Annotated in this window: 21 protein-coding genes and 1 pseudogene; 14 read left to right on the top strand and 8 right to left on the bottom strand. The window is 68.3% G+C overall.

The window, feature by feature from the left end:
• Positions 1-13 precede the first annotated feature (13 nt).
• Together OM977_RS00615 and nhaA are read right to left on the bottom strand one after the other, a co-directional pair.
• A complete protein-coding gene (locus tag OM977_RS00615) occupies positions 14-1,378 on the bottom strand; it encodes an MBL fold metallo-hydrolase (protein WP_264355640.1) in 1,365 nt (454 codons plus the stop codon).
• Positions 1,379-1,492: 114 nt separating this feature from the next.
• Positions 1,493-2,854, bottom strand: a complete 1,362-nt coding sequence (gene nhaA, locus OM977_RS00610; RefSeq protein WP_264355639.1) for a Na+/H+ antiporter NhaA — start codon at positions 2,852-2,854, stop codon at positions 1,493-1,495.
• Positions 2,855-3,117: 263 nt separating this feature from the next.
• Here nhaA and OM977_RS00605 point away from each other — a divergent pair, with 263 nt between their 5' ends.
• Together OM977_RS00605 and OM977_RS00600 are read left to right on the top strand one after the other, a co-directional pair.
• Positions 3,118-3,321: a DUF2795 domain-containing protein gene (locus OM977_RS00605; protein ID WP_264355638.1), complete on the top strand. Its 204-nt coding sequence runs from the start codon at positions 3,118-3,120 to the stop codon at positions 3,319-3,321.
• A gap of 22 nt (positions 3,322-3,343) precedes the next feature.
• Positions 3,344-3,760, top strand: coding sequence for a CBS domain-containing protein (locus tag OM977_RS00600; RefSeq protein ID WP_264355637.1), 417 nt, complete (start codon positions 3,344-3,346; stop codon positions 3,758-3,760).
• Positions 3,761-3,773: 13 nt separating this feature from the next.
• Here the strand turns inward: OM977_RS00600 and OM977_RS00595 are convergent, their stop codons facing one another.
• Positions 3,774-4,565 carry an alpha/beta hydrolase gene (locus OM977_RS00595; protein WP_264355636.1) on the bottom strand — a complete coding sequence of 264 codons (792 nt, stop codon included), beginning with the start codon at positions 4,563-4,565 and terminating at the stop codon, positions 3,774-3,776.
• Between the two features lie 261 nt (positions 4,566-4,826).
• On the opposite strand from OM977_RS00595, the gene OM977_RS00590 reads away from it, so the two are divergent.
• From OM977_RS00590 to OM977_RS00580, 3 genes are all read left to right on the top strand, one after another.
• Positions 4,827-5,933, top strand: coding sequence for a GTP pyrophosphokinase (locus tag OM977_RS00590; RefSeq protein WP_264355635.1), 1,107 nt, complete (start codon positions 4,827-4,829; stop codon positions 5,931-5,933).
• A 67-nt stretch (positions 5,934-6,000) separates the two neighbouring features.
• Entirely contained in the window at positions 6,001-6,366 is a 366-nt protein-coding gene (locus OM977_RS00585; protein ID WP_264355634.1) for a hypothetical protein, read from the top strand.
• Between the two features lie 95 nt (positions 6,367-6,461).
• Entirely contained in the window at positions 6,462-6,746 is a 285-nt protein-coding gene (locus tag OM977_RS00580; RefSeq protein WP_264355633.1) for a DUF1540 domain-containing protein, read from the top strand.
• 94 nt (positions 6,747-6,840) lie between these two features.
• On the opposite strand, the gene OM977_RS00575 is transcribed toward OM977_RS00580, so the two are convergent.
• A complete protein-coding gene (locus OM977_RS00575; RefSeq protein ID WP_264355632.1) occupies positions 6,841-7,290 on the bottom strand; it encodes a protein-tyrosine phosphatase family protein in 450 nt (149 codons plus the stop codon).
• Positions 7,291-7,448: 158 nt separating this feature from the next.
• Between OM977_RS00575 and OM977_RS00570 the strand changes: the two genes are divergently transcribed.
• Complete coding sequence (locus tag OM977_RS00570) at positions 7,449-7,742, top strand: DUF4287 domain-containing protein (protein ID WP_264355631.1); 294 nt, start codon at positions 7,449-7,451, stop codon at positions 7,740-7,742.
• A 15-nt stretch (positions 7,743-7,757) separates the two neighbouring features.
• Here the strand turns inward: OM977_RS00570 and OM977_RS00565 are convergent, their stop codons facing one another.
• Positions 7,758-9,272, bottom strand: a complete 1,515-nt coding sequence (locus OM977_RS00565; RefSeq protein ID WP_264355630.1) for a SulP family inorganic anion transporter — start codon at positions 9,270-9,272, stop codon at positions 7,758-7,760.
• 242 nt (positions 9,273-9,514) lie between these two features.
• On the opposite strand from OM977_RS00565, the gene OM977_RS00560 reads away from it, so the two are divergent.
• Positions 9,515-10,522, top strand: coding sequence for a bile acid:sodium symporter family protein (locus tag OM977_RS00560; protein WP_264355629.1), 1,008 nt, complete (start codon positions 9,515-9,517; stop codon positions 10,520-10,522).
• An 18-nt stretch (positions 10,523-10,540) separates the two neighbouring features.
• Here the strand turns inward: OM977_RS00560 and OM977_RS00555 are convergent, their stop codons facing one another.
• From OM977_RS00555 to OM977_RS00545, 3 genes are all read right to left on the bottom strand, one after another.
• Complete coding sequence (locus OM977_RS00555; RefSeq protein ID WP_264355628.1) at positions 10,541-11,080, bottom strand: LacI family DNA-binding transcriptional regulator; 540 nt, start codon at positions 11,078-11,080, stop codon at positions 10,541-10,543.
• A 103-nt stretch (positions 11,081-11,183) separates the two neighbouring features.
• Positions 11,184-11,735 (bottom strand): GNAT family N-acetyltransferase, encoded by a 552-nt coding sequence (locus OM977_RS00550; protein ID WP_264355627.1) that lies wholly within the window; start codon positions 11,733-11,735, stop codon positions 11,184-11,186.
• On the bottom strand, positions 11,732-13,759 hold the full coding sequence (locus OM977_RS00545; protein WP_264355626.1) for an FAD/NAD(P)-binding protein: 2,028 nt from the start codon (positions 13,757-13,759) through the stop codon (positions 11,732-11,734). The genes OM977_RS00550 and OM977_RS00545 overlap by 4 nt, the downstream gene beginning before the upstream one ends.
• A gap of 256 nt (positions 13,760-14,015) precedes the next feature.
• Here OM977_RS00545 and OM977_RS00540 point away from each other — a divergent pair, with 256 nt between their 5' ends.
• The 7 genes and pseudogenes from OM977_RS00540 to OM977_RS00510 all read left to right on the top strand — a co-directional run bounded on the left by OM977_RS00540 (position 14,016) and on the right by OM977_RS00510 (position 22,925).
• Positions 14,016-15,098 carry an amino acid ABC transporter permease gene (locus OM977_RS00540; protein ID WP_264355625.1) on the top strand — a complete coding sequence of 361 codons (1,083 nt, stop codon included), beginning with the start codon at positions 14,016-14,018 and terminating at the stop codon, positions 15,096-15,098.
• The gene (locus tag OM977_RS00535; protein ID WP_270103056.1) at positions 15,095-15,988 is read left to right on the top strand and encodes an amino acid ABC transporter ATP-binding protein; all 894 of its coding nucleotides are present in this window, start codon (positions 15,095-15,097) and stop codon (positions 15,986-15,988) included. The genes OM977_RS00540 and OM977_RS00535 overlap by 4 nt, the downstream gene beginning before the upstream one ends.
• Positions 15,989-16,000: 12 nt before the next feature.
• Positions 16,001-17,002 (top strand): ABC transporter substrate-binding protein, encoded by a 1,002-nt coding sequence (locus tag OM977_RS00530; protein WP_264355624.1) that lies wholly within the window; start codon positions 16,001-16,003, stop codon positions 17,000-17,002.
• Positions 17,002-18,160, top strand: a pseudogene (locus tag OM977_RS00525) (LLM class flavin-dependent oxidoreductase). The gene OM977_RS00530 and the pseudogene OM977_RS00525 overlap by 1 nt, the downstream one beginning before the upstream one ends.
• Positions 18,161-18,236: 76 nt before the next feature.
• Positions 18,237-19,475, top strand: a complete 1,239-nt coding sequence (locus OM977_RS00520; RefSeq protein ID WP_264355623.1) for an LLM class flavin-dependent oxidoreductase — start codon at positions 18,237-18,239, stop codon at positions 19,473-19,475.
• A 10-nt stretch (positions 19,476-19,485) separates the two neighbouring features.
• On the top strand, positions 19,486-20,952 hold the full coding sequence (locus tag OM977_RS00515) for an NtaA/DmoA family FMN-dependent monooxygenase (RefSeq protein WP_264355622.1): 1,467 nt from the start codon (positions 19,486-19,488) through the stop codon (positions 20,950-20,952).
• Positions 20,953-21,140: 188 nt separating this feature from the next.
• The gene (locus OM977_RS00510) at positions 21,141-22,925 is read left to right on the top strand and encodes a thiamine pyrophosphate-requiring protein (RefSeq protein WP_264355621.1); all 1,785 of its coding nucleotides are present in this window, start codon (positions 21,141-21,143) and stop codon (positions 22,923-22,925) included.
• Position 22,926 lies beyond the last annotated feature (1 nt).

Genomic DNA, 22,926 nt, shown 5'->3' with positions numbered 1-22,926 from the left:
CTCTGCGGTCGGCTCAGCCGGGGGCAGCGCGGACCTGGTCGAGGCGGATCCCGGCGGATCCCGCATCGCGGAACCTGGCGTCGATGTGCCTCACGTCCCGGCCCGCACGGCTCAGCAGGCTGGCTGCAATGCCGGCCCGGTAGCCGGTGGCGCAGTGCACCCACAGCTTCCCGGCGGGCACATCCGCCAGGCGCGGCAGCAGATCATGGAGCGGGATGTTCACGGCGCCGGCCACCCGTGACCTCGCGTATTCGTCGGCGCGGCGCACATCGAGGACGGTGTCCGCCGGCGAACGGCCGGCCAGCACGCCGTCCCAGCCCACCCGGGGATAGGAGTCCAGGACGGCCTGGGGTGCCAGCGCGTGCGGGTCCGTTCCGACGGCCGCGTCCGGGGCGTCGATGCCGATCCGTGAGAGGTCGCGGACTGCATTCTCCACATCGGCAAGGGAACCGACCAGGGTCAACGGCTCCTGCAACGGCAGGAGCCAGCCCAGATAGGTGCTGAAACTGTTGCCGTATTCGAAGCTCACACTGCCGTGCAGGTGCTGGTGGGCGAACGCAACGCGCTGCCGCAGGTCCACCACCCATTCGCCGGCCGCGAGGCGCCGGGCGAGCTCCGCGGTGTCCAGCGATTCCGGCACGGCCAGCTCCGCCGGGCCCGGTCCCCGGGCGTTGGCCACGGCCATGTGGGCGTAGTAGGAGGGGTAGGCGGTGAGGTTGGCGACGAGTTCGCGGACGAAGTGGTCCTCGTCCGCGTCTGTGAGTGCGTGGTTGGCGGTCATCTGCTCGGCGATAGTCGAGGATCCCGCGCCACTGGCCGGTCCCGAGGAGCAGAACGAGCCGAAGCCGTGCGTCGGGAAGAGGGCCGCGCCGGCGGCGGCCTCCGCGACCAGGCGACGCACCGAGGAGTACTGGTCGTGGGTGAGACCGACCGTGTCGGCCGCGGCAACGAGGTCCGTGCGGCCGACCGAGCCGTAGAGCAGGCTGCCGCCGGAGAAAACGGCTTGCGTCGCGCCGTCGTCCACGATGAAGGACAGGTGCGTGTGGGTGTGACCTGGGGTGGCGATGGCCTTGACGTTCAGCGCGCCGACCCGGACAGTCTGGCCGTCCGTGATCGGCTGGCGTTCGAACTCCACGGGCTCCGCAGCGTTCACAAGGTAGCTCGCGCCGTGCGCCCGCGCCAGGGCAAAGCCCCCGGTGAGGTAGTCGTTGTGCAGGTGGGTTTCCGCCACGTGCGTGATCCGGACCCCGGCGTCCCGGGCAGCGGCTTCCACCCGGTCGATGTCCCGCTGCGGGTCAATGACCAGCGCCACCTCACCGTCATGGACGAGGTAGCTGCGGTCCCCCAGTTGTGGGGTCTCGATCACAATGACGTCCATGATCCCCTCTTGCGGGCTGCCCGGCCGAGCGCCGGAAAGCCGGCCGGCGCCTACCCACTAATGATATCGGGAGGGCATGGGCACAAGGGGCGGAAAGGCAACTGACGGCCCCGCCTACCCGCCGCTGTCCTGCTGGTAGACGTCCGGGATGCCATCGTGGTCCGAGTCGATTTTCTCGTCCTCCTCGGCCTCACGGTAATGCCGGTTCCGGGTCCGCAACACCACAGTGGCCAGCAGTGCGGCCAGCAGGGAGGCTGCCAAAATCCCAACCTTGGCATGATCGTCGTGGACACTGCCATGACCGAAGCTCAGCTCGGCAACCAGCAGCGAAACCGTGAAGCCGATGCCGGCCAGGATTGCCACACCCAGGATGTCGATCCACTTGAACGACTCATCCAGGCGGGCCTTGGTGGCCTTGGTCAGCAACCAGGTGGTGCCGAGGATGCCGAGCGGCTTACCCAGAACGAGGGCAAGGATGATGCCCACGGCCACCGGGCTGCCGAGGGCCGAGCCGAGTCCCTCCCAGCCGCCCACCGCAACACCGGCCGAGAAAAAGGCAAAGACCGGCACCGCGATGCCGGCGGAGAGAGGACGGAAACGGTGTTCGAAGACCTCCGCCAGCCCGGGCCCGGCCGCCGGGCCGCCGCTGGCCTGGGAGCGGAGGACCGGGACGGCAAAGCCCAGCAGGACGCCAGCCACAGTGGCGTGGATGCCGGAGGCATGGACCAGCGCCCAGACCATCACGCCTAGCGGCAGCAGGATCAGCCAGGCGGCACCGGCCTTGACGCCGAAGAAGCGGCGGTACTTTTGCGCCAGGAAGGTGTAGAGGCCCAGCGGAATCAGGGCCAGCAGGAGCGGCACCGGCTGGAGGTCGCTGGTGTAGAAGACCGCGATGATGGTGATGGCCAGCAGATCGTCCACCACGGCGAGGGTCAACAGGAAAATGCGCAGGGCGCTCGGGAGATGCGATCCGATGATGGCCAGCACCGCGACTGCGAAGGCGATGTCGGTGGCGGTGGGGATGGCCCAGCCTCGCAGGGTCCCGGGACTGCCGAAATTGACCAGGGCGTAGATGAGGGCCGGAAGGACAACGCCCCCGACGGCGGCGGCCACCGGAACGACCGACTTGCTGGGCTGGCGCAGGTCCCCGGCGATGAATTCCCGTTTGAGCTCGAGCCCGACCAGGAAGAAGAAGATGGCGAGCAGCCCGTCGGCGGCCCAGGCCCCCAGGCTTAGGTCCAGGTGCCACGGCTCGTAGCCGATGGTGAAGTCCCGGAGGGCAAAGTAGCCGCCGGACGCCGGCGAGTTGGCCCAGATGAGGGCAATCACGGCCGCCGCCACCAGCAGGGCACCGCCCACCGTTTCTTTCCGGAGGATTTGCCCGATCCGCAACACTTCGGCATAGCTGTTCCGGCTGAAGACAGTGCGGGACGGCGCGGAGGACGGCGGCGGGACGGGAGAAGACGGGTGGCTCATGTGGGGTCCTAAAACTTGGCTCGACAGAACTGTTGCCGACCAGACTTCCCGGCGCACCTCGATCCAGTCTAGGCATCTACCGGGTCTCCCGCCAGCGGCCCGCGGCCCGCGTCGGCACCCGGACCTTGGGGCCGAATCAGGCGCCTGGATTTGGCGGAAAGGCCTACCACACATCGGCAATGATAAGTAGGCTTGGTATGTGGCTTGGCTGGTGGACCCAGTCGGACCACGTCCGAGGAAGCACTGACCGAGAGAGGACCGAAGTGAGCGATAAACCAAACCCCATCGAGATCCAGAAGTTCCTGGCCGGGGTCAATTACCCAGCCGACCGCTCCACTCTCATTTCGACGGCCGAGAAGGAGGGCGCAGACGGCGACGCGCTGAATGCACTCAAAAACATTCCGGACAAGGAATACGACGGCCCCACGGCTGTGAGCTCTGCCGTCTCGAATACCGACAAAAAGTAGCGATCAAACCAAGGAGTGCGAAATGTCCACTGTTGCCAGAGACATCATGACCGGCGGTGTTGAGTGCGTCGGTGAGAAGGAGACACTGGAGCAGGCAGCCCGGAAACTGAAGGAGCTCGACGTCGGGTCCTTGCCGATCTGCGGGGAGGACAACCGGCTCAAAGGGATGCTGACGGACCGCGACATCGTGGTCAAGTGCCTCGCCGAAGGCGGCGACCCGCGCTCGGTGACGGCCGGCGAACTCGGCGAGGGGAAACCCGTAACCATCGGCGCCGACGACAGCATCGAACAGGCCATTCGGACCATGCAGGAACACAAGGTCCGCCGACTCCCGGTGATAGACGGCCATGAACTGGTCGGCATACTGAGTCAGGCCGATATCGCGCGCAATTATCCGGAGGAGCGCGTCGGGGAGCTCGTCGAATTCATTTCCTACTGAGACCGCCCGACGCTCAGGCCAGCAGCGACTGCACCAGCTCGCGGCACTTCCGGTACGCGGCGGCCTTGGGGTCGATGAGCGCGAAATGGTCGCCAGGAATTCTGAGGAGCTGGACCGGCGCTCCCGCTGCTTTGGCTGCTGCCACGTAGGTCTCCGACTGGCTCACAGGGACCGTGTCATCTTCGGTTCCGTGGACCGCGTAGACGGGGATGTTCAACGGGACCGCGCTCATCGGATCCGCATATTTATGCCGTTTGGGGTATTTCTCGGAGGATCCGCCCAGCAGGTTGCTGACCGCCCCGTTACTCAGGTTCAGCCTCTCGGCGGCGGCAAGGTTCAATACGCCCGACTGGCTTACGACGCCGGTGAGACGCACCGCGCCGTCGTCTTTCCGGAGCAGCTGGCGGTCCGCATCCGGCGCACCGATCTGGCCGAGCCGGTCACGACCGGCGGCCCAGACGGCAAGGTGTCCACCGGCCGAATGGCCCAAGGCGACGACGCGATCCAGCCCCAGCCCGTGCTCGCCCGCAACGTCCCGCAGCTTGTCGATCCCGGCGAGCACGTCGGAGAAAGTGTTAGGCCAACCGCCGCCGTTGCCTGCGCGGCGATATTCGATGTTCCACGCTGCCATGCCGTGGGCCGCGAGGTCCTTGGCCAGCGGTTCACCGAGTTCCGCGCCGTACTGGGAACGCCAGTACCCGCCATGAATGACGACCACAATGCCCTTGGGTGCTGCCACGTCCGGCAGGAAAAGCTCTCCCCACTGGCTCGGGGAGTCGCCATAGCTGTACTTGTGCCGCTTCACAGTGTCCTCCTTAGGGCCTGGTGAACACGCAGCGGAGTTTGCCCCCAATGTCACCAACGCTGCGGCCGCGCTCAGAGTACGACGCCGTACAGCAGCCTTGTGCAGAGCCTACCTTGGTCATCATGCGACTCGGCGTAAGCCGCCCAGCAGGGCGCCTGCAGCGGTCCGCGCGCGGTCGTCCAAAGCGCTGCGGGCGGACGTCCGAATGCGCGGCAGGGGTGTCAGCCTCCCGCCGTCGTACCTCCGCCGTAAGCTGGTCACATGGCGAGCAACTGGGAACGGCTGGACCCGAGCCTGCGCGAATCCGTGCAGGAAAACGTGGAACTCTACGAGCGGCTCCGCCCTGCCCTGAAGCTAGTCACCCGGGAGGTCCTGCTCGCCCTGCGCACAATGCTCAAGGGCACCGAGGTGACGCCGCTGTTCGTTACCGGCCGCACCAAGACCGTGGAGTCCTTCCGGGAGAAGATCTCCCGGATCGAGGAACCCCTTGAGCCGGGCGGCCCGCCGGTGCTGAAGTTCCCGGACCCGTTCCGGACGCTGAACGACATGGTGGGCGTGCGCGTCATCACCAAGCTGCCCGCCGAAAACGCCGCGGTGGCCAACCTGATCAAGCGCCAGCGCCAGCTCTTCGACTGCCGCGGCGACCGTGAAAAGGACATCGGTTCGATCGAATCCGGCACCTACGGCTACTCCAGCCGGCACCTGATCCTGCGGACCATCCAGAACGAGGCCGTCAAGGCCTACCAGCAGCTCTTCAACCCGGACGTCCCGCCGAACGGCAGCTACTTCTTTGAGTGCCAGATCCGCACCGTGTTCGCGCACGCCTGGAGCGAGATCGAGCATGACATCCGCTTCAAGGCCGAGGACCCCCGCGCTTGGACGCCGCATTTCGACCGGCAGTTCACGGCCACGGCGGCGATGCTGGAGACCGTGGAGGGCGCCTTTTCCGACCTTCACGACCGCTACGAGGAGGTCCGTAGCTACTGGGACATGGACGGTGAAGGTGCCGCCCAGCTCACCCCGAACCGGATCCGGGACGTCTGGCGGACCCTGCTGCCGCATGTGGACCGGAAGGTCGACGACGACTGGGGCTGGGCCGCCGAACTGATGGCCGCGCACGGTCTCAACCAGACCGTTCAGCTCGCCGGGCTGCTGAGCGCCAACCGGATCACCGAGGTCCGTAAGGCCCTCGACCACCGCTACTCCCCCGGCCCGGACCGGCTCCTCGACGACCTGCTGCTTTGGCAGTACGGCACCCAGCACATCGACCTCACCGCAGAAGCCGCCGACGTCGTCCCTCACCCCCGCCGGGACAGCCTGCTCCGGCGGCTCAAGCAACTCGAACGGTACCGGCTGACCCAGGCGTAGCGTGGCCCGAACCCGCGGGCTTTGAGGGGGCTATTGACGCCCGGACGCGGGTTCGTATCGTGGAGTCATGGGCAACATCCAGGAAACGGTCGACGCGTTTTTCGACCGTTACGCCCGCGCCCTGCTCGATCACGATGCGAGGGCGCTTGCCGGACTGTACGCTGTTCCGTCGCTGATTATCTTCCCGGGACGGTCCATCCCGGTCAGTGAGGCCCGGCAGACGGAGGAGTTTTTTGCGTCCGCGTGGGGCCAATACGAGGGGATCTCCGAACTCGAGAAGCAGCTCGCCATTCTGGGCGAGGCGCCGGGAAGCGTCTGGGTCGACGTCACCTGGTCCTATGGCGGCCGTCTCCGGGAGCGCTTCTGCTACCAGCTTGTCAACGGACCCGCGGGCTACCAGATTGCCGTGCTCACACTGATGGCCGCGGATTAGGTCATACTATTGGGTCTTTTTGCGCGGCCCCGGCACGCCTACCTTAGGAGGAGTAGCGGCCCGCCCCGGGCCGCCGGACCACGGAGGACCTTCCCATGACAACGCACGTCGCAGACTGCAGTGTTTCCAACTGTTCCTTCAACGACCACTCGCATTGCAACGCCGCAGCCATCACGGTCGGCGGCACCGAAGACCATGCATCCTGCGCCACCTTCATCGACACCGGCACCCACGGCGGCCTGCCCAAGGTTCTCGCCGACGTCGGGGCGTGCCAGCGCGCCGAATGCACCCACAACGACCACCTGATGTGCAAGGCTCCGGAGGTACACGTCGGCCCGGGCGCGGATAACGCCGACTGCCTCACCTACGCACACCGCTAGTCCGAACCGCCGGCTCCGGCCGCTTTCCCCGCCGGGTTCCGGGTCACCCCCTGCCCGCCGGGTCCCGGGTCACCCCTGCCCGCCGGGACCCGGGTCACCCCTGCCCGCCGGGGAAGCCGGGGAAGCGGCTGACGTAGGCCCGTTGCCACGGCGTTTCCACGGCTCCGCGGCGGTAGTGCTGCCGCACGTAGTCGACAGCCTCCGCCGGGGGAACGCCATCGAGGACGGCGATGCAGGCGAGGGCGGTGCCGGTCCGGCCGCGGCCGCCCCAACAGGCAACCTCTACCCGCTCCGATTCGGCGCGGCGCCAGGCTTCCTCGAGAGCATCCCGGGCATCCGCATTATCCGCAGGCAGACGCAGATCGGGCCAGCGGACCCAGCGGAACTCCCAGTCCACCGGACGCGGCCGCCGGCCCAGCAGGTACAGCCCGAACTCGGGCCGCGGGCCGCCCGGAAAAGGCGCCAACAGCCCCCGGCCGCGGATGAGCCGTCCGGAGGGAAGACTGAGCACGCCGGCCTGGCCCGGCTCCCACATCTGCGTCATGAATCCGAGCGTAGTCGTTCCATCGCGCGCGTTCAGCCGGCCAGGTCCCGGCGCAGTACCGCCTTGCGCCGCAACTTTCCGTCCGAAAGTATGGCGGCGGCCTGCCCGGACTCCCTAGAGTGGCCAAGGAAGTCCCGCCCGCCGAAAGGAATCCACGGATGTCATTCCAGGCCTACCTCAACGCGATCGAGGATAAGACCGGGCTCACGCCTCGCGCGCTCCTCGAGATTGCACAGCAAAAGGGCTACGACGCTCCGTCCGTGGAAGCGGGCGAGATCCTCGACTGGCTGAAGGACGAATACGGGCTGGGCCGCGGCCATGGCATGGCGCTGGTCCACGTCATCAAGAAAGGACCCGACATCGGCACCAAGCATGTCGGTACCACGGGCGCGCACAGCGACGAGTCGGAGACGCTGTGGCTCGACGGCAGAGCCACGAAGCCTCTGCTGTAACCGCGGGCCGCTGGGCTAGGAACCGAGCTTGCCGGCGAGGCGTTCGCGCATCTGGACGCTCGCGTCGTTGAGCCCGACGATCCTGACCTCTTTGCCGTGGTTCCGGTACTTCTCCGTGATGGCATCCAGCGCGGCAATGGTCGAGGCATCCCAGAGATGCGAGGCATGTAGGTCGATGACCACCCGCTGCGGGTCCAGGGCGTAGTCGAACCGGGTGTACAGCTCGTTCGAGGAGGCGAAGAAGAGCTCGCCGTTCACGCGGTACGTGGCGAGCCGGACGCCGTCGACCTCGGTCACGGTGCGCTCCACGGTGACGAAGTGGGCGACGCGCCGGGCGAACAGCACCATCGCCACCAGCACTCCGACGCCGACGCCGATCGCCAGGTTGTGCGTGGTCACGACGCCGGTCACGGTGGCGACCATGACCAGGGTTTCGCTCTTGGGCAGGGCCTTCAGCGTGGCGGGACGGATGCTGTGCCAGTTGAAGGTGGCGACCGAGACGAAGATCATCACAGCCACGAGCGCGGCCATCGGGATCAGCGACACGATATCGCCAAGGACCACCACGAGGATGAGGAGGAAGACGCCGGCCAGGAACGTGGAGATCCGGGTCCGGGCGCCGGAGGCTTTGACGTTGATCATGGTCTGGCCGATCATCGCGCAGCCGCCCATCCCGCCGAAGCAGCCGGTCACGACGTTCGCCACGCCCTGGCCCCAAGCCTCCCGCGTCTTGGAGGAGCGGGTGTCCGTGACGTCGTCCACGAGTTTGGCTGTCATGAGCGATTCGAGCAGGCCGACGCAGGCCGTGGCCAGGGCGAATGGAAAGATGACCTGCAGCGTCTCCAGGGTGAACGGAACGTTGGGCACGAACAGGACCGGCAGGGACTCCGGCAGCGCCCCTTTGTCCCCCACCGTAGGGACGGCGAGGGCGGCCAGCACCGTGATGAGCGTCAGGACCACGATGGCAACGAGTGGCGCGGGGACTGCCGTGGTGAGCCGCGGCAGCCCGAAGACGATCAGCAGGCCCAGTGCGGTGAGCGGATAAACCAGCCAGGGGACGCCGATCAGCTCGGGGACCTGGGAGAGGAAGACGAGGATGGCCAGGGCGTTGACGAACCCGACCATGACCGACCGCGGGATGAAGCGCATGAGCCTCGCCACCCCGGCGAGGCCCAGGAGAATCTGCAGGATGCCGGCCAGGATCACCGCGGCCACGAGGTAGTCCAGCCCGTGCGATCTCACCAGCGGCGCGATCACCAGCGCGACGGCGCCGGTGGCGGCAGAGATCATCGCCGGACGCCCGCCGACGAAGGCGATGGTGACGGCCATCGTGAAGGAGGCGAAGAGCCCGATCCGGGGGTCGACGCCGGCGATGATCGAGAAGGCGATTGCCTCCGGGATCAAGGCCAGCGCGACGACGAGCCCGCCGAGGACCTCGGTCTTCAGCCGGCGCGGGGACTGGAGGGCGCCGCGGACCGACTGCAGCTGTTCGGGGGTGGGGGCGGGGACGACGGCGGGTTTGGCGGCCATTGCTGGCTCCGTTCAGGCTCGGTTGAGACGCAGCACCGCGCCAGAAGGGTTCATCCGGAATCAGGGGCACCGGCCGTGGTGGCCGCAGCTCGCCTGCGTCTCAACTCTACCGCGGGGGGTGGCGCACGACCCCGGGCCCGTCGCGCGGAGCCTTTCGACGGCACGGGCCAAAAATCTGACATATTTCGGCAGCGATCGGTCATGAACTGGCTCCGTTGCGGCCGCAATGCCACCATGCTTGGATGCTTGAGGCAACCAAAACCCCACAGTCCACCCCGAAGACCCGTGCCGACGCGGCCCCGGTCAATCCCGCCCACGCCGCCGAGGCCAAAATCGCCAGGATCGCCGTTACGGTTTTCCCGCTGCTGGTTGTCGTGGCCGGAGTCGCGGGCTACCTGCTGCCGGACGCCTTCAAGCCGCTGGGCCCCGGCGTGCCGTACCTGCTGGGCATCATCATGTTCTGCATGGGCCTGACCCTGACGCCGCCGGACTTCGCCTCCGTGGCCAAACGCCCCTGGGCCGTGGTCCTCGGCATCGTGGCGCACTACGTCATCATGCCCGGGGCCGGCTGGCTGATCGCCGTCGCCCTGAACCTGTCACCTGAACTGGCCGTCGGCCTGATCCTGGTCGGCTGCGCCCCCTCGGGCACTGCCTCCAACGTGATGGCCTTCCTGGCCAAGGGCGACGTCGCCCTCTCCGTTGCCGTCGCTTCGGTGTCCACCCTGATCGCCCCGGTGGTGACGCCGCTGCTGGTGCTTTTCCTGGCCGGGTCCTACCTGCAGATCGACGCCGGGGGAATGGTCCTGGACATCGTCAAGACGGTCCTGCTGCCGGTAATCGTCGGCCTGTTGGCCCGCCTGTTCCTCAAGAAGTTCGTCGCCAAGGTGCTGCCGGTCCTGCCCTGGGCCTCCGCCGTCGTGATCTCGCTGATCGTGGCGATCGTGGTGGCCGGCAGCGCTAGCAAGATCGTTGCCGCCGGCGGAATCGTGTTCCTCGCGGTGGTGCTGCACAACGGCTTCGGCCTGGGCCTTGGGTACCTGGCCGGCAAGCTGGGCCGCCTGGACGACAAGGCCCGCCGGGCGCTGGCGTTCGAGGTCGGCATGCAGAACTCGGGCCTGGCCGCGACGCTGGCCACGGCGCACTTCAGCCCGCTGACCGCGCTGCCCTCCGCTGTATTCTCGCTCTGGCACAACATCTCCGGCGCGATCGTCGCTGCCTGGTTGGCGCGGCGCCCGCTGCGCGACGCCTAAGCCAGGGCAAGGCGGCGGTCAGGCGCGCAGCCGCCCGGCCAGGGTGGCGACGGCCAGCTCGAAAAGCGGGCCGGCCCCGTCCGGACCAGGAGTTTCCGGCGGGAGGACGTCGACGCCGTCGATGTCCAAAGTGTTTGAGAAGACCAGCTGGGCCACGCCCCGTGTGACAAGTTCGGCCATTGTCTCGAGGTCGGCGGGGCTCCGGTCGGCAGGCACGGAGCCGAGGATGACGCCGTCGGCCCCGCCGGAAAGCATGAACGGCCGCCAGCTGTCACCCACAAGAACCACCGGCTGGTACCCGTACCGGGGGAGGATCCCTGCTGCGGCGGAAGCCAGCTCCCGGTCCCAGTCGTCCTCGAGGTCTGTGACGGCGACGGCCACGAGGTCCGTCCGCCCGCGGCGCATGCCGCGGGCGGCCCGGTTGGGCACGTAGCCGAGTTCGCGGGCTGCGGCGTGGACGCGGTCCTGGGTGGGCTGGCTGATCCGGGTGGTCCCGCCGCCCCGGCCCGAGAGCACGTAGGAGACGGTGGTCAGGGACACCCCTGCTGCCTCCGCCACGTCTCGGATGGTCGGTGTGGATCCATACCGCACTGCTTGCTCCCCGGGTGCTTCCCCGCCGCGAAACCGGGGCGGTCCTGAAAATGCCGTTCCGGGTTGAACTTTAGCCGGTGGGGCCTCCTGCGGAATCCTGGTGCAAGTTCTTGGTGAAGGCCAGCGGACCGATGGTTTCCGGATCGGCGGACAGGTCGAACTGGGGCTCGTAGCCGGAGCTGAGGTACAGGTGCTTTGCCTCGGGCTGGCGGGGCCCGGTGGTCAGGTAGATCCCCCGATAGCCGCGCCGGGCCGCCAGCACCTCGAGCTCAGCGAGCACAAACCGGGCCAGTCCGCGGCGGCGGTGGCCGGAGTGGGTCCAGATCCGCTTGAATTCAGCAGTCTGCGGATCTCGCCGGCGGAACGCGCCGCCGGCCACGGATTCACCGCCCTCCTGCACGATCAGCAACGCGCCGCCGGGGCCCGCGAATTCGCAGGCCGGGTACCGGTTGAGCTCCTCCGCGGCGGCTCCCCGGCCGAAGAGATTGCCGTACCGGGTGTCGTATTCGACGGCCAGTTCGTCCAGGAGCGGCCGCACGCGGGGATCGCTCATCGGCAGGTTGAGGACGGTCAGCTCGGCAGGACGCAACGGCGCTGCTGCGCGGGCAGTTGCAGAGTTCATGGTCGGGCCTTTCCGCCGGCGGCCGCCGGCGACGCGGATTCGGACGTGGTTTCGGGTGCGGTTTCAGACGATGTTTCGGGTGCCGGCTGGCCGGAGTGATCGCCGGCGAGGATCGTCAGGATACGCCGGGCCAGGGCGTCGTTTTCGCGGAACGGCGCCGCGTTGGTGCCGGGCCGGGCGAACGCCCCTGCCCCCCACCCCGAGGTTCCCGGGCCGACGCCGAACAGCCGCGGCTGGCGCTCCCCCACCGGGTTGAGCAGCTCGTTGTGCTCTGAGACGAGCAGCCGCCCGGTTGCGTGCAGGCCATCGGCGCTGAGCAGTTCCTGGCCGGCGCCGATCCCGGCCCGGTGCAGCTGGCGCAGGAGCGGGTTGGTCGAGCCGGCGACGGACGGTGCGGGCAGCCTGGCCTCGATGAACGCGGTGGCCGTTAGGGTGCTGCCGGCGGCAGCCGAGGTGGCGACGAACAGGCCGGAGGCCTCGTCCGCCGTCACTTCCAGCCCGGGGCCAAGGAAGCGCAGGACGCCGGCCCGGTGCAGCGCCAGCATCTCCCGCAGGCGGCGCGGCGGCGGGCCGGAATCCACGAAGCTGAAGAAGCCGTGCCACCAGCCGTGGACGTGCTGCTGGGAGCGGGAGTTCAGCCGTTCCGGCGGGACCAGCCGGCCCAGCTCCATGTAGACCTTGAGCAGCGCCGTAAACAGGGCCAGGGTTTCGGAATGGTCCGGGCTGGTGCGCAACCGCAGATCCGTTTCGATGTAGGCGGTGACGGCCTCCTGAACGTCGTCCGCGCCGGTGAAGCTGCGGCTGCCGAAGGGGTGGTCCAGGTGCTCGAGGTCCAGGTGCAGCCCCGGATCCGGGACAGTCTCACAAACCAACTGGCGGCGTTCCGGGCTGTACCAATCCACCGCGGCGAAACGCCCGGCGAACTGGTCCCAGGTAGCGCTGACTCGGTCCGGATAGCCCGTGAAGAGCTCCCGGTAGTAGCCGTACCCGGCGTCCTTGGCGATCAGCGGCCAGAGCTGGGTGCGGAAATCGAGTTCGCCATGTTCGGACAGGAGCGCCTCAACCTCCCCGGCGGTGAAGAACCGCGGCGACCCGGCCGGTTCGCCCCGCAGGGCGGAAGAGATCTTCGAGTGGTAGGGCACGCCCCGCCGCGAGCCCGCCCAGATCCGGGGCTCGGCACCGGACGGGAGGTAGCGCAGGCCGCCGTCCGGAGCGTCCTCGAAGCGCCCGCCCCGGCCTTCCATCAGCAGGACCAGCAGGTCCACGAACGCCAGCCCCATGCCGGAGACGATCACGTCCTGACCGGCGCGGATCGCGGAGTAGTCGACGTCGGTGGTGTAGCTGGGCGGGGCGTGGAATCCCCCGCGGCGGGCGGCGAATTCTGCCCAGGCCGCGGATTCCGCCCCGGGCAACGAGTCCGTGTGCCCGAGCGCGGAGACCACGACGTCGGCCCGCAACGACGCGCCCGTGGCCAGCCGCACGGTGTAGGCCGCCTCTCCCTCGCCACGTGCCGGCACTCCGGTTCCCGCCGGTGTTGCCGGCTCGACGGCGACGGCAGTGTCCCGGTGGACGGTGACGGCGGCATCCGGGGCGAGCTGCGCCACGGCGCGACGGAAGAACCATTCGAGATAGCAGCTCTGGAGCTGCCTGGTGGGGAACGTGGCGCCGGAGAGTTCCTTCAGCTGATCCCGCAGCGCCGCGGTGAACTCCGGAACGTCAGGAATGGACCCGTCCAGCACTCCGGCGGCCCAGTCGGCGAGCGCGGGCCCCTCCGCTGCGGGGCCCTCGCACTGCACCGAGGCGTCGGTGAACATGGTGACGTCCGCCGCGGCCGAGTTGAGCATCAGCCCGGGGTGCTGTTCGTAGCGCCAGATCCGTCCCGAGCCGGCAGTGTGGGGCTCGACGACGTGGACGTCCAGGCCGCCGCTGAAAAGCTCAGCCCGGTTGGCGGCCAGACGCTCCAGAATGCCGGCGGTGCGGGGGCCGCCGCCGACAAAGACGACGGAGGGCAGTTTCGCGGGCATGGGACTCCTTTCGGGACAGGTCCAATTCAGGTGCTTCAGGGCCCTCATGCTAGGCACCGGAAACGGTGCCGGGCGACGCTGCGGTAATGGCCGTTCACGCCGCGTCACGAGGCGTCAGAAAGCGCAAGAAACCGCCTCATGACGCCGCGTGTAGCCGCGTGAACCAATGCAACCTGCCGCCTTGCTGGGCCTTCGGGGCGCCCCTAGATTTGCAGCCAAGCCAACCCAAACGAAGCGAATGGAAGCGAGGTGGCGCATGAGCCCGATAACAACCACGGCGACGCAGTCCGCACCCGAACCTGCGGTGACAGACACCCGGGCGGGTGCTGCGCCGGCCATCGACAGCAGCACCGTCGGCGGCACGGACGGCACCGACGGCACCGGCGGAGCACGCCCGGGTCTCCGCGGGCCCGCCACCGACTACGCCGACTATCGGGTGGTTGCGGCCCGGCATCCTTGGCGCTGGGTGGGCACGGCCGTCGTCGCCCTCGGTGTGGCCGCCGTCGCCTGGTCCCTCGCCACCAACCCGCGCTGGGAATGGGGCGTCGTGGCGCAGTGGTTCACGGCGAAGTCAATTGTGGACGGCCTGCTGGAGACGCTGAAGCTGACCGCCATCTCCGGAATCCTGGGCTTTGTGCTGGGGTTCATCCTGGCGCTCATGCGGCTCTCCGCGTCGCCGCTGCTGGTGTCCGTGTCCTGGACGTTCTCCTGGATCTTCCGCTCCACGCCGTTGCTGGTGCAGATGCTGCTCTGGTACAACCTCGGCTACCTCTACGAGAAGATCAGCCTCGGCATCCCTTTTACCGATGTCCGCTTTTTCGAGGTCCAGACCACCACCCTGATCAGCCAGTTCGCGGCAGCCGTCCTCGGCCTGACGCTGAACCAGGCGGCCTACTCGGCCGAGATCATCCGTGGAGGCATCCTCTCCGTGGACCAGGGCCAGCTGGAAGCCGCCGCGGCCCTCGGCATCCCGGCCTGGCGGCGCTCCACCCGGATCGTCCTGCCCCAGGCGATGCGCGCCATCCTGCCCACAGCCTTCAACGAAATCATCGGCCTCGTCAAGGGCACCTCGATCGTTTACGTGCTGGCCTACTCCGAACTCTTCTACACCGTCCAGGTGATCTACAACCGCACCCAGCAGGTCCTGCCGCTGCTGCTCGTGGCGACCCTCTGGTACGTCGTGATCACGTCGGTCCTGAGCGTTTTCCAGTACTACATCGAGCGGCACTACTCCAAGGGCGCGGTCCGCACCCTGCCGCTGACGCCGTTGCAGAAGGTCAAGAAGTTCCTGTCCACCCACGCCACCCCGGCCACCAGCCGAGGGAAGGGAACCCGATGAGCACCACAGCCTCCGCCCCCGCCGACACCCTCCAAGAGGGTGCTCCCGCCGACACCGCCCTCCACAACCCGCCCGGATCTACCCCGGGCGAGTCCACCCGCGGGCTGGTGGAAATCACCAAGGTCCGGAAGTCCTTCGGCGCGGTAGAAGTACTCAAAGGCATCACGCTGACCGTGGAGCCCGGCGGGGTGGCCGTGATCGTGGGGCCCTCCGGGTCCGGCAAGTCCACCCTCCTGCGCACCATCAACCACCTGGAAAAAGTCGACGGCGGCTTCATCGCAATCGACGGCACGCTGGTGGGCTACGAGATCCGGGGCAACACGCTCCATGAACTCCGCGAGAAGGAGGTCCTGAAACAGCGCACCGAGATCGGCATGGTGTTCCAGAACTTCAACCTCTTCCCGCACCTGACCGCGCTGGAAAACGTGACCGAAGCCCCCGTCGTCGCGCCGCGCGCCGGCAAACCGCGCCTCTCCAAGGCCGAAGCCCGCGAGCGCGGCCTGGAACTGCTGGACCGCGTGGGCCTGAAAGACCGGGCGGGCGCCTACCCGCGCCAGCTCTCCGGCGGCCAGCAGCAGCGCGTGGCGATTGCCCGGGCCCTGGCCCTGGACCCCAAAATCCTGCTCTTTGACGAGCCCACTTCCGCCCTGGACCCGGAACTGGTCAACGAGGTCCTCGACGTCATCCGCGAACTCGCCACGTCCGGGACCACCCTGATTATCGTCACGCACGAGATGGGCTTCGCCCGCGACGTTGCGGACACCGTGGTGTTCATGGACCAGGGCCAGATCGTGGAACAGGGCAGCCCGCAGGACATCTTCACCCGCCCGCAGGAAGAACGCACCCGCAGCTTCTTCTCCAAGGTGATCGAACCCGCTTTCAACATCTAAGGACCACCCAAAATGGCATCTCCCATCACTCCCCGTCCCGCCGGCCGCCGCAGACTCGCCGCACTTCCCGCCGTCGCGCTCCTCGGCACGCTGGCCCTCAGTGCCTGCTCCGACCCCGGGGCCGCTGCGGCCGACGCCCGGCCGGCTACGACGGCGGCGCGCAACGGAGTCGTCTACAACACCTCACCGGAGCAGCAGCGCATCCGCTCCGAGAAGGACGCAGCCCTGGCCGCAAAGGTCCCGGAACTGATCAACAAGGACGGCAAGCTGACCGTGGCCACCACGGCAGGTTCCATCCCCCTGTCCTTCCATGCCAGCGATGACAAGACCCCGATCGGCGTCGAGCTGGATATCGCCCAGCTGGTCGCGGACAAACTGGGCCTCGAGCTGGACATCCAGGTCACGTCCTGGGAGAACTGGCCGCTGAAGACGCAGTCCGGCGACTTCGAGGCCGTGTTCTCCAACGTGGGCATCAACGCCGCCCGGGTGAAACTGTTCGACTTCTCCAGTTACCGGGCGGCGTACATGGGCTTCGAGGCGAAAAAGAGCTCCACGTATGACATCAAGGGCTCCGACGACATCTCGGGCCTCAAGATCTCGGTGGGTTCCGGCACAAACCAGGAGAAGATTCTTCTCGCCTGGAACCAGGAACTGCAAGCCAAGGGCAAGGCCCCCGCCGTGCTGCAGTACTACTCCTCCGACGCGGACACGATCCTGGCGCTTTCCTCCGGCCGGACCGACCTGAACATCGCGCCCTACCCCTCGGTGACGTACCGCGAAAACACCCGCGATGACCTCAAGGTGGTCGGCAAGGTCAACGCCGGCTGGCCGTCCGAGACCCTGGTGGCCGCCACCACACTCAAGGGCAACGGGCTGGCACCGGCGGTCACGGACGCGCTGAACTCCGCGATCAAGGATGGTTCCTACGCCAAGGTCCTGGAGCGCTGGGGCCTTTCGGAGGAAGCCCTGCCCGAGTCCAAGACTGTCACCGAGGCCAACTTCGGGGCGAAGTAATGAAATTCCAGGTTTTGGACATCATCCCGCATCTGAAGAACCCGGTGACCGGAGAGATCGTTTCCACCGCCGATCGGCTCAACCAGGTGATCGAAACCGCGCAACGCGCCGAGGAACTCGGTTATGACGCCTTCTCGGTCGGGGAACGGCATGCCGGTGAGTTCATTTCCTCCTCCCCCACCACCGTGCTGGCAGCCATCGCCGCGGTGACCACCAGCATCCGGCTGCAGAGTGGCGTCACGGTGCTTTCCCGTGCTGGATCCGGTCCGGGTGGCGGAGGACTACGCGACGATAGACCAGCTCAGCCGGGGCCGGCTGGAACTCGTGATCGGCAAGGGCAACGAAGTGCTGCAGTATCCGCTGTTCGGCCTGGACCTGAGGGACCAGTGGGACCTGCTGGCGGAAAAATATGGGCTGCTCCGGCGGCTCTGGACGGAAGAAGACGTCACCTGGTCCGGGAAGTTCCGTCCCGCCCTGACCGAGCCCACCACCACGACGCCCCGCCCGTTCGCAGGCTCACCGCGCGTCTGGCATGGCTCCGCCACGAGCCTGACCTCGGCGGCCCTCGCCGCGAAGTGGGGCGATCCGCTGTTCACCGCCAACGCGATCCAGCCGCGGGAGAATTACGCCGTGCTGATCGAGCACTACCGCGAGGAATACGAACGCCACGGCCATGACCCGCGGCTCCGTTACCTCGGCGCGGGCGCCGGCGCGGGCGGCGTGTTCATTGCGGACACCACGCAGGAAGCCAAGCGCCAGTTCGGCCCGGTTTATGAGGCGCTAACTGCCGGCCGCAACGTCCCCGGCAACAACTCGCCGTACCGGGACATCCACCATGCCGTCGCCGAAGGACCGGCCCTCGTGGGCAGCCCGGAGCAGGTCATCGACAAGATCCTCAGCTACCACGAGCTCTACGGTCACGACCTGCAGTCCATTTCGCTGCCCACCACGCAGCCGTTCGAGCAGCAGCTGGACATCCTGGAACGCTTTGCGCTCGAGGTCATCCCTGCCGTCCGCGCGGCCGCCCGCACCACGCTCTGGGGCGAGGGCGATCCGTTCGCCGGGCGTCCCGAGGCTGCCGCCGCCTCTCACACCCACGCAACCGCCTCCGCCTCCGCCTCCGCCAACCACAGGAGATCCCATGTCTACGCGCACTGACACCGCCGCCGGAGAACCGCCTGCCGGTCGCCGTCGAAGCGGGCGAGCAGATTCCCTACGAACGTCAGGACGCCTCATGAGCACCTCACAGCACAACGGCGCTGCCCGCCCCGCGGCACACGGCACTTCCGCCTCCGGCACGTCCGCGCCGGGCCGGGGCCTGCTGCTGCTGGAGCTCGACGGCGCCGGCAGCCACCCCGCCGCGTGGCGGGCCGCCGGAACTGCCCCCGCGTCGGTGCTAACCCCGGCCCGGCTCCGCGCCGTGGTGCTCGCGGCCGAAACCGCCGGTTTCCACGCCGCGACGTTCAGCGATCCCTCCCCGTCCGGGCAGAGGGGCGGCGAGAACACCGCCGCGCGCCTGAACGCGCTGCAGCGCGCGGCTTTCGCCGGTCCGATCACCCGGTCGATCGCGCTGATCCCGGAAGTGGACACGGTCTACACCGAACCGTTCCACGTCTCCACCCAGCTCGCCAGCCTCGACTACGTCTCCGGCGGCCGGGTTGGCTGGCTGGTGGCCGCCTCGACCGACCCGGCCGACGCCGCCGCCGTCGGACGGAACGTCGTGGGCGCGGACGGCGTTGCGCAGGAAGCCGCTGACTCGATCGAAGTCAGCCGCAGGCTCTGGGATACCTGGGAGGACGATGCGGTGATCCGGGACGTCGCCACCGGGCGCTACCTCGACGTGGACAAGTTGCACTATGCCGACTTCCACAGCACTGCCGACACTGAGGGACGCAGCTACTCGATCAAGGGCCCGTCCATCATTCCGCGCCCGCTCCAGGGCCAGCTTCCCGTGCTGGCACCGGCCGGTCTGCTCGCCCCGGAGGCGGTGGCCAGCGGCGCCGTCGACGCACTCCTGGTCTCGGCGCCCACGCCGGAACTTCTCACCGCCGAAATCACGGCCACCCGGGATGCCTTCACTGCCGCGCCCGGCGCACCGGGCGCACCGGCGCTGATCGCCGAGCTCGACGTCGTCCTGGACTCCCGCGGCCAGAGCGCAGCCGGGCGGCTCGCTCGGCTGGATGCGCACGCTTCCTGGGAGAGTCCGCGCGCACGCTTTGTCGGAACGGCGGCCGAGCTGACCGAGTTGCTCGAGGAAGTCCTGTCGGTGGCGGACGGGATCCGCCTGCACCCGGCAGTGCTGGACACGGATCTGGAAGAACTGGCCACGCTGGTGCTGCCGGAATTGCGCCGCCGCGCCGTCCTCGCCCCGCTTGAACGGGATGCCACCTTCCGGGAGCAGCTCGGCCTCGCCCGGCCCGCCAGCCGCTACGCCGCCGACCCCGCCGCCTTCACCGCCAGCGCAGGAAACTAAGGAGAATACCGTGAGCCATTCCACCAACCCGGCCCGGGACTTTACACCGTCCGGGCAGCTCAGCCTCGGCGTCTTCTTCCAGGGCGTCAACTCCGGGACCATCTGGAAATCGGACGAGTCCGGCTCGCAGACAGATTTCGCATCGTTCCGCAGGATCGCACAGACCGCCGAGCGGGGACTGTTCGCGGCGTTCTTCCTCGGGGAAGGGCTGCGGTTGCGTGAACACCTGGGCCGGCCGCACGCCCTCGACGTCGCCGGGCGGCCGGACGCGCAGACGGCGCTGGCAGCTCTGGCCGCGGTGACCACCCATATCGGGCTGGTGGCCACGCAGAACACCACCTACAACGATCCCGCGGACCTGGCCCACCGGCTCTCATCGCTGGACCTGCTCTCCGGGGGACGCGCCGCCTGGAACATCGTCACGACGGACAACGCCTGGACCGGCGCGAACTTCCGCCGTGGCGGCTACCTCGACCATGCCGACCGCTACATCCACGCGGAAGCCTTCGTGGAGACCGCCAAACAGATCTGGGAGGCCTGGGACGACGGCGCCATCGCCTCCTCGCCGTCCGCGCCGCGCTGGGCAGCCGCCGGCGCGGTCCGCCGCGTGCAGCACGCCGGGCAGCACTACACGGTGGACGTGACGCCGCGGCTGCCGCGGAGCGCCCAGTACCGGCCGGTCCTTTTCCAGGCAGGGGACTCCCCGGATGGCAGGGACTTCGCCGCCCGGCAGGCGGATGTCATCTTTTCCGCGCATCCCGAGCTCAACGACGCCTTGGCGTTCCGCCGTGACATCGTGGACCGCACGCTTAAGGCCGGCCGGGGCGCCAACGACGTCAAGATCATGCCCGCTAGTGAGTTCATCCTGGCCGCTACCCCGCAGGAAGCGCTGGACAAGAAAGCCTGGGTGCGGAGCCTGCAAATCGGCCCGCAGCAGGCCCTTGCCTACCTGGAGCAGTTCTGGGGACGCGAGCTGCAGGACTTCGATCCGGACGGTCCGCTGCCGGCCATCGATCCCGTCGTGGAGGAAACCTCGGAAACCCGCGGCAGCGGCTTCCACGGCGCGAAGGCCCGGCAGCTGGCGGACCAGTGGCGGGCCGAGGCCAAGGAAAAGGGCCTCTCCATCCGTCAGTTCGTCTCCGCCAAGACCTCCCGCGGGGACTCCACCTTCACCGGTTCGTACTCGGAGGTGGCGGACCGCCTCGTGGAATACGCCCGCACCGGCGCCGTCGACGGTTTCAACATCTCCCCGTGGCTAATCCCGAGCGGGCTGGACGACATCGTCAATCATCTGGTTCCTGCCCTGCAGGAGCGCGGCATCTACCCGACCGAATATGCCGGAACCACCCTGCGGGAAAACCTGGGCCTCGCGGCGCCCGTCCGCGCTCCGGACCAAACACCGGATCAACCCGCGGACCAAACGGCGGACCTGCACGCGGACGAAGCCGAAACAGCCTCGACTCCGGCGCGGGAATAGCGGTGGACAACGTGGAGTCCGGCGTCGAGCGCGGCGGCCAGGGAAGCGCCGGGGCGGGCACGGTCCGGCTGCAGCTCACCGTCTGGGAACAGCTCCTCTAGTCCGCTCCTGCCCTCGACACGTTCCGGGGTCGCGGCTAGGTTGTGGAGGGAACCGCACCACACCGCAATCCGCAACTGGAGGCACCCATGGCCGAACGCGTTGTCGCTGACGTGATCGTCGATCGCTTGAAAGCCTGGGGCGTGGACCGCGTCTTCGGCTACAGCGGCGATGGCATCAACGGCTTCATGGGCGCCCTGCGCCGGGCCAGGGCGGACATCGAGTTCGTGCAGGCGCGGCACGAGGAGACTGCCGCCTTCATGGCCGTGGGACATGCCAAGTACACCGGCCGGGTCGGCGTCGTGACCTCCACCCAGGGCCCCGGGGCCGTGCATCTCCTCAACGGGCTCTACGACGCCAAGCTCGACGGCGTGCCGGTGGTCGCGATCGTCGGACAGCAGGCGCGCAGCGTGCTGGGTTCGGCCTACATGCAGGAGATCGACCTCGCGACGCTGTTCAAGGACGTCGCCGCCCAGTTCGCCCAGCTGGTGAGCACCCCCGAACAGCTCCCCATGGTTTTGGACCGTGCCTTCCGGACGGCCCTCGCCACCCGCTCCCCCTGCGTGGTGATTGTTCCGCATGACATCCAGTCGGCTCCCGCCCCGGAGCTGGAGCAGGAACATGGCATCGTGATCACAGCGCCGCGGTGGGGCACCGCCGTCGCCGTCCCCCGCGAGGAGGACCTGGACGCCGCCGCGGAAATCCTCAACGCGGGAGAGAAGGTAGCGCTGCTGGTGGGGCAGGGCGCCCGGCACGCCCGGGACGAAGTGGTGGCCATCGCGGAGAAGCTCGGCGCCGGGATCGCCACCAGCCTGCTCGGCAAACCCTACGTGGACGAGAACCTACCCTTCGCGGCCGGAACCATGGGCCACCTCGGCAGCACCGCCAGCGCACACCTCCTGGGCAACTGTGACACCTTGCTCATCATCGGTTCCAACGATCCCTGGACCGAGTTCTACCCGCCGCCGGGCGCGGCGCGGGCGGTCCAAATCGACCTCGACGAGCGCAAGATCGGCAACCGCTACCCGGTGGAGGCCGGACTGCCGGGTGATGCCGCACGCACCATCACGGAGCTCCTGGGCAGGCTACGGCAGCGGGATTCCGGACCGTGGCGTCAGGACGTCGAAAGCGAGGTCCGCAGCTGGCACCGGCTCCGCGGTGAGCGGGCCGCAGTTCCGGCGCGGGCGGTCAACCCGGAACGCGTCGTTCATGAGCTCAACGGGCGGCTCCCGGACAACGCTCTGGTGAGCGTCGACGTCGGCAGTTGCGTTTACTGGTACGCCCGGCAGCTGCTGCTGCCGCCGGGGGTACCGGCGCACCTTTCCGGAACGCTGGCGAGCATGGGCTGCTCCATCCCCTACGGGCTGGCTGCGAAGCTTGCCTACCCGGACCGGCCGCTCGTCGCGCTGTCCGGTGACGGCGCCATGCAGATGGCCGGCGTCGCGGAATTGATAACCGTGGCCCACCGCTGGCGCGACTGGCAGGATCCCCGGTTTGTAGTCTGTGTCTTTAACAACCGCGACCTGGCCGAGGTGACCTGGGAGCAGCGCGAGACCGAGAGCGAGCCGAGGTTCCAGGACAGCCAGGAGCTGCCCGACTTCCCCTTCGCGGGCTACGGCGAGCTGCTCGGCCTGACGGGTATCAGGGTCGAAGCTCCGGAGCAGCTCGCCGACGCCTGGGAACGTGCCTTTGCAGCGGACCGGCCGGTGGTCCTCGAGGTAGTGACCGATCCGGATATCCCGCTGCTGCCACCGTTCCCCGCGGGCGGTGAGAAAGCCGAAAACATGCGGACCGCCCTCGCCGCCGAAGGCGAGGACGGGCGCGGAGCTTCCCGGCTGCTGGAGACCTACACCGCCCAGGAAGAGAGGCAGTAGG

This window comes from Pseudarthrobacter sp. MM222 (assembly GCF_947090775.1).
GTDB lineage: Bacteria > Actinomycetota > Actinomycetes > Actinomycetales > Micrococcaceae > Arthrobacter.
This window is presented reverse-complemented; position numbering and strand designations above follow the sequence as displayed.

Excerpts from the sequence above, each read along its gene's own strand:
- OM977_RS00570 (WP_264355631.1), top strand. The coding sequence starts at position 7,449 with ATGTCATTCCAGGCCTACCTCAACGCGATCGAGGATAAGACCGGGCTC.
- OM977_RS00580 (WP_264355633.1), top strand. The coding sequence starts at position 6,462 with ATGACAACGCACGTCGCAGACTGCAGTGTTTCCAACTGTTCCTTCAAC.
- OM977_RS00600 (WP_264355637.1), top strand. The coding sequence starts at position 3,344 with ATGTCCACTGTTGCCAGAGACATCATGACCGGCGGTGTTGAGTGCGTC.
- nhaA (WP_264355639.1), bottom strand. The coding sequence starts at position 2,854 with ATGAGCCACCCGTCTTCTCCCGTCCCGCCGCCGTCCTCCGCGCCGTCC.
- OM977_RS00545 (WP_264355626.1), bottom strand. The coding sequence starts at position 13,759 with ATGCCCGCGAAACTGCCCTCCGTCGTCTTTGTCGGCGGCGGCCCCCGC.
- OM977_RS00560 (WP_264355629.1), top strand. The coding sequence starts at position 9,515 with ATGCTTGAGGCAACCAAAACCCCACAGTCCACCCCGAAGACCCGTGCC.
- OM977_RS00540 (WP_264355625.1), top strand. The coding sequence starts at position 14,016 with ATGAGCCCGATAACAACCACGGCGACGCAGTCCGCACCCGAACCTGCG.
- OM977_RS00510 (WP_264355621.1), top strand. The coding sequence starts at position 21,141 with ATGGCCGAACGCGTTGTCGCTGACGTGATCGTCGATCGCTTGAAAGCC.
- OM977_RS00530 (WP_264355624.1), top strand. The coding sequence starts at position 16,001 with ATGGCATCTCCCATCACTCCCCGTCCCGCCGGCCGCCGCAGACTCGCC.
- OM977_RS00575 (WP_264355632.1), bottom strand. The coding sequence starts at position 7,290 with ATGACGCAGATGTGGGAGCCGGGCCAGGCCGGCGTGCTCAGTCTTCCC.
- OM977_RS00590 (WP_264355635.1), top strand. The coding sequence starts at position 4,827 with ATGGCGAGCAACTGGGAACGGCTGGACCCGAGCCTGCGCGAATCCGTG.
- OM977_RS00535 (WP_270103056.1), top strand. The coding sequence starts at position 15,095 with ATGAGCACCACAGCCTCCGCCCCCGCCGACACCCTCCAAGAGGGTGCT.
- OM977_RS00520 (WP_264355623.1), top strand. The coding sequence starts at position 18,237 with ATGAGCACCTCACAGCACAACGGCGCTGCCCGCCCCGCGGCACACGGC.
- OM977_RS00550 (WP_264355627.1), bottom strand. The coding sequence starts at position 11,735 with ATGAACTCTGCAACTGCCCGCGCAGCAGCGCCGTTGCGTCCTGCCGAG.
- OM977_RS00565 (WP_264355630.1), bottom strand. The coding sequence starts at position 9,272 with ATGGCCGCCAAACCCGCCGTCGTCCCCGCCCCCACCCCCGAACAGCTG.
- OM977_RS00615 (WP_264355640.1), bottom strand. The coding sequence starts at position 1,378 with ATGGACGTCATTGTGATCGAGACCCCACAACTGGGGGACCGCAGCTAC.
- OM977_RS00585 (WP_264355634.1), top strand. The coding sequence starts at position 6,001 with ATGGGCAACATCCAGGAAACGGTCGACGCGTTTTTCGACCGTTACGCC.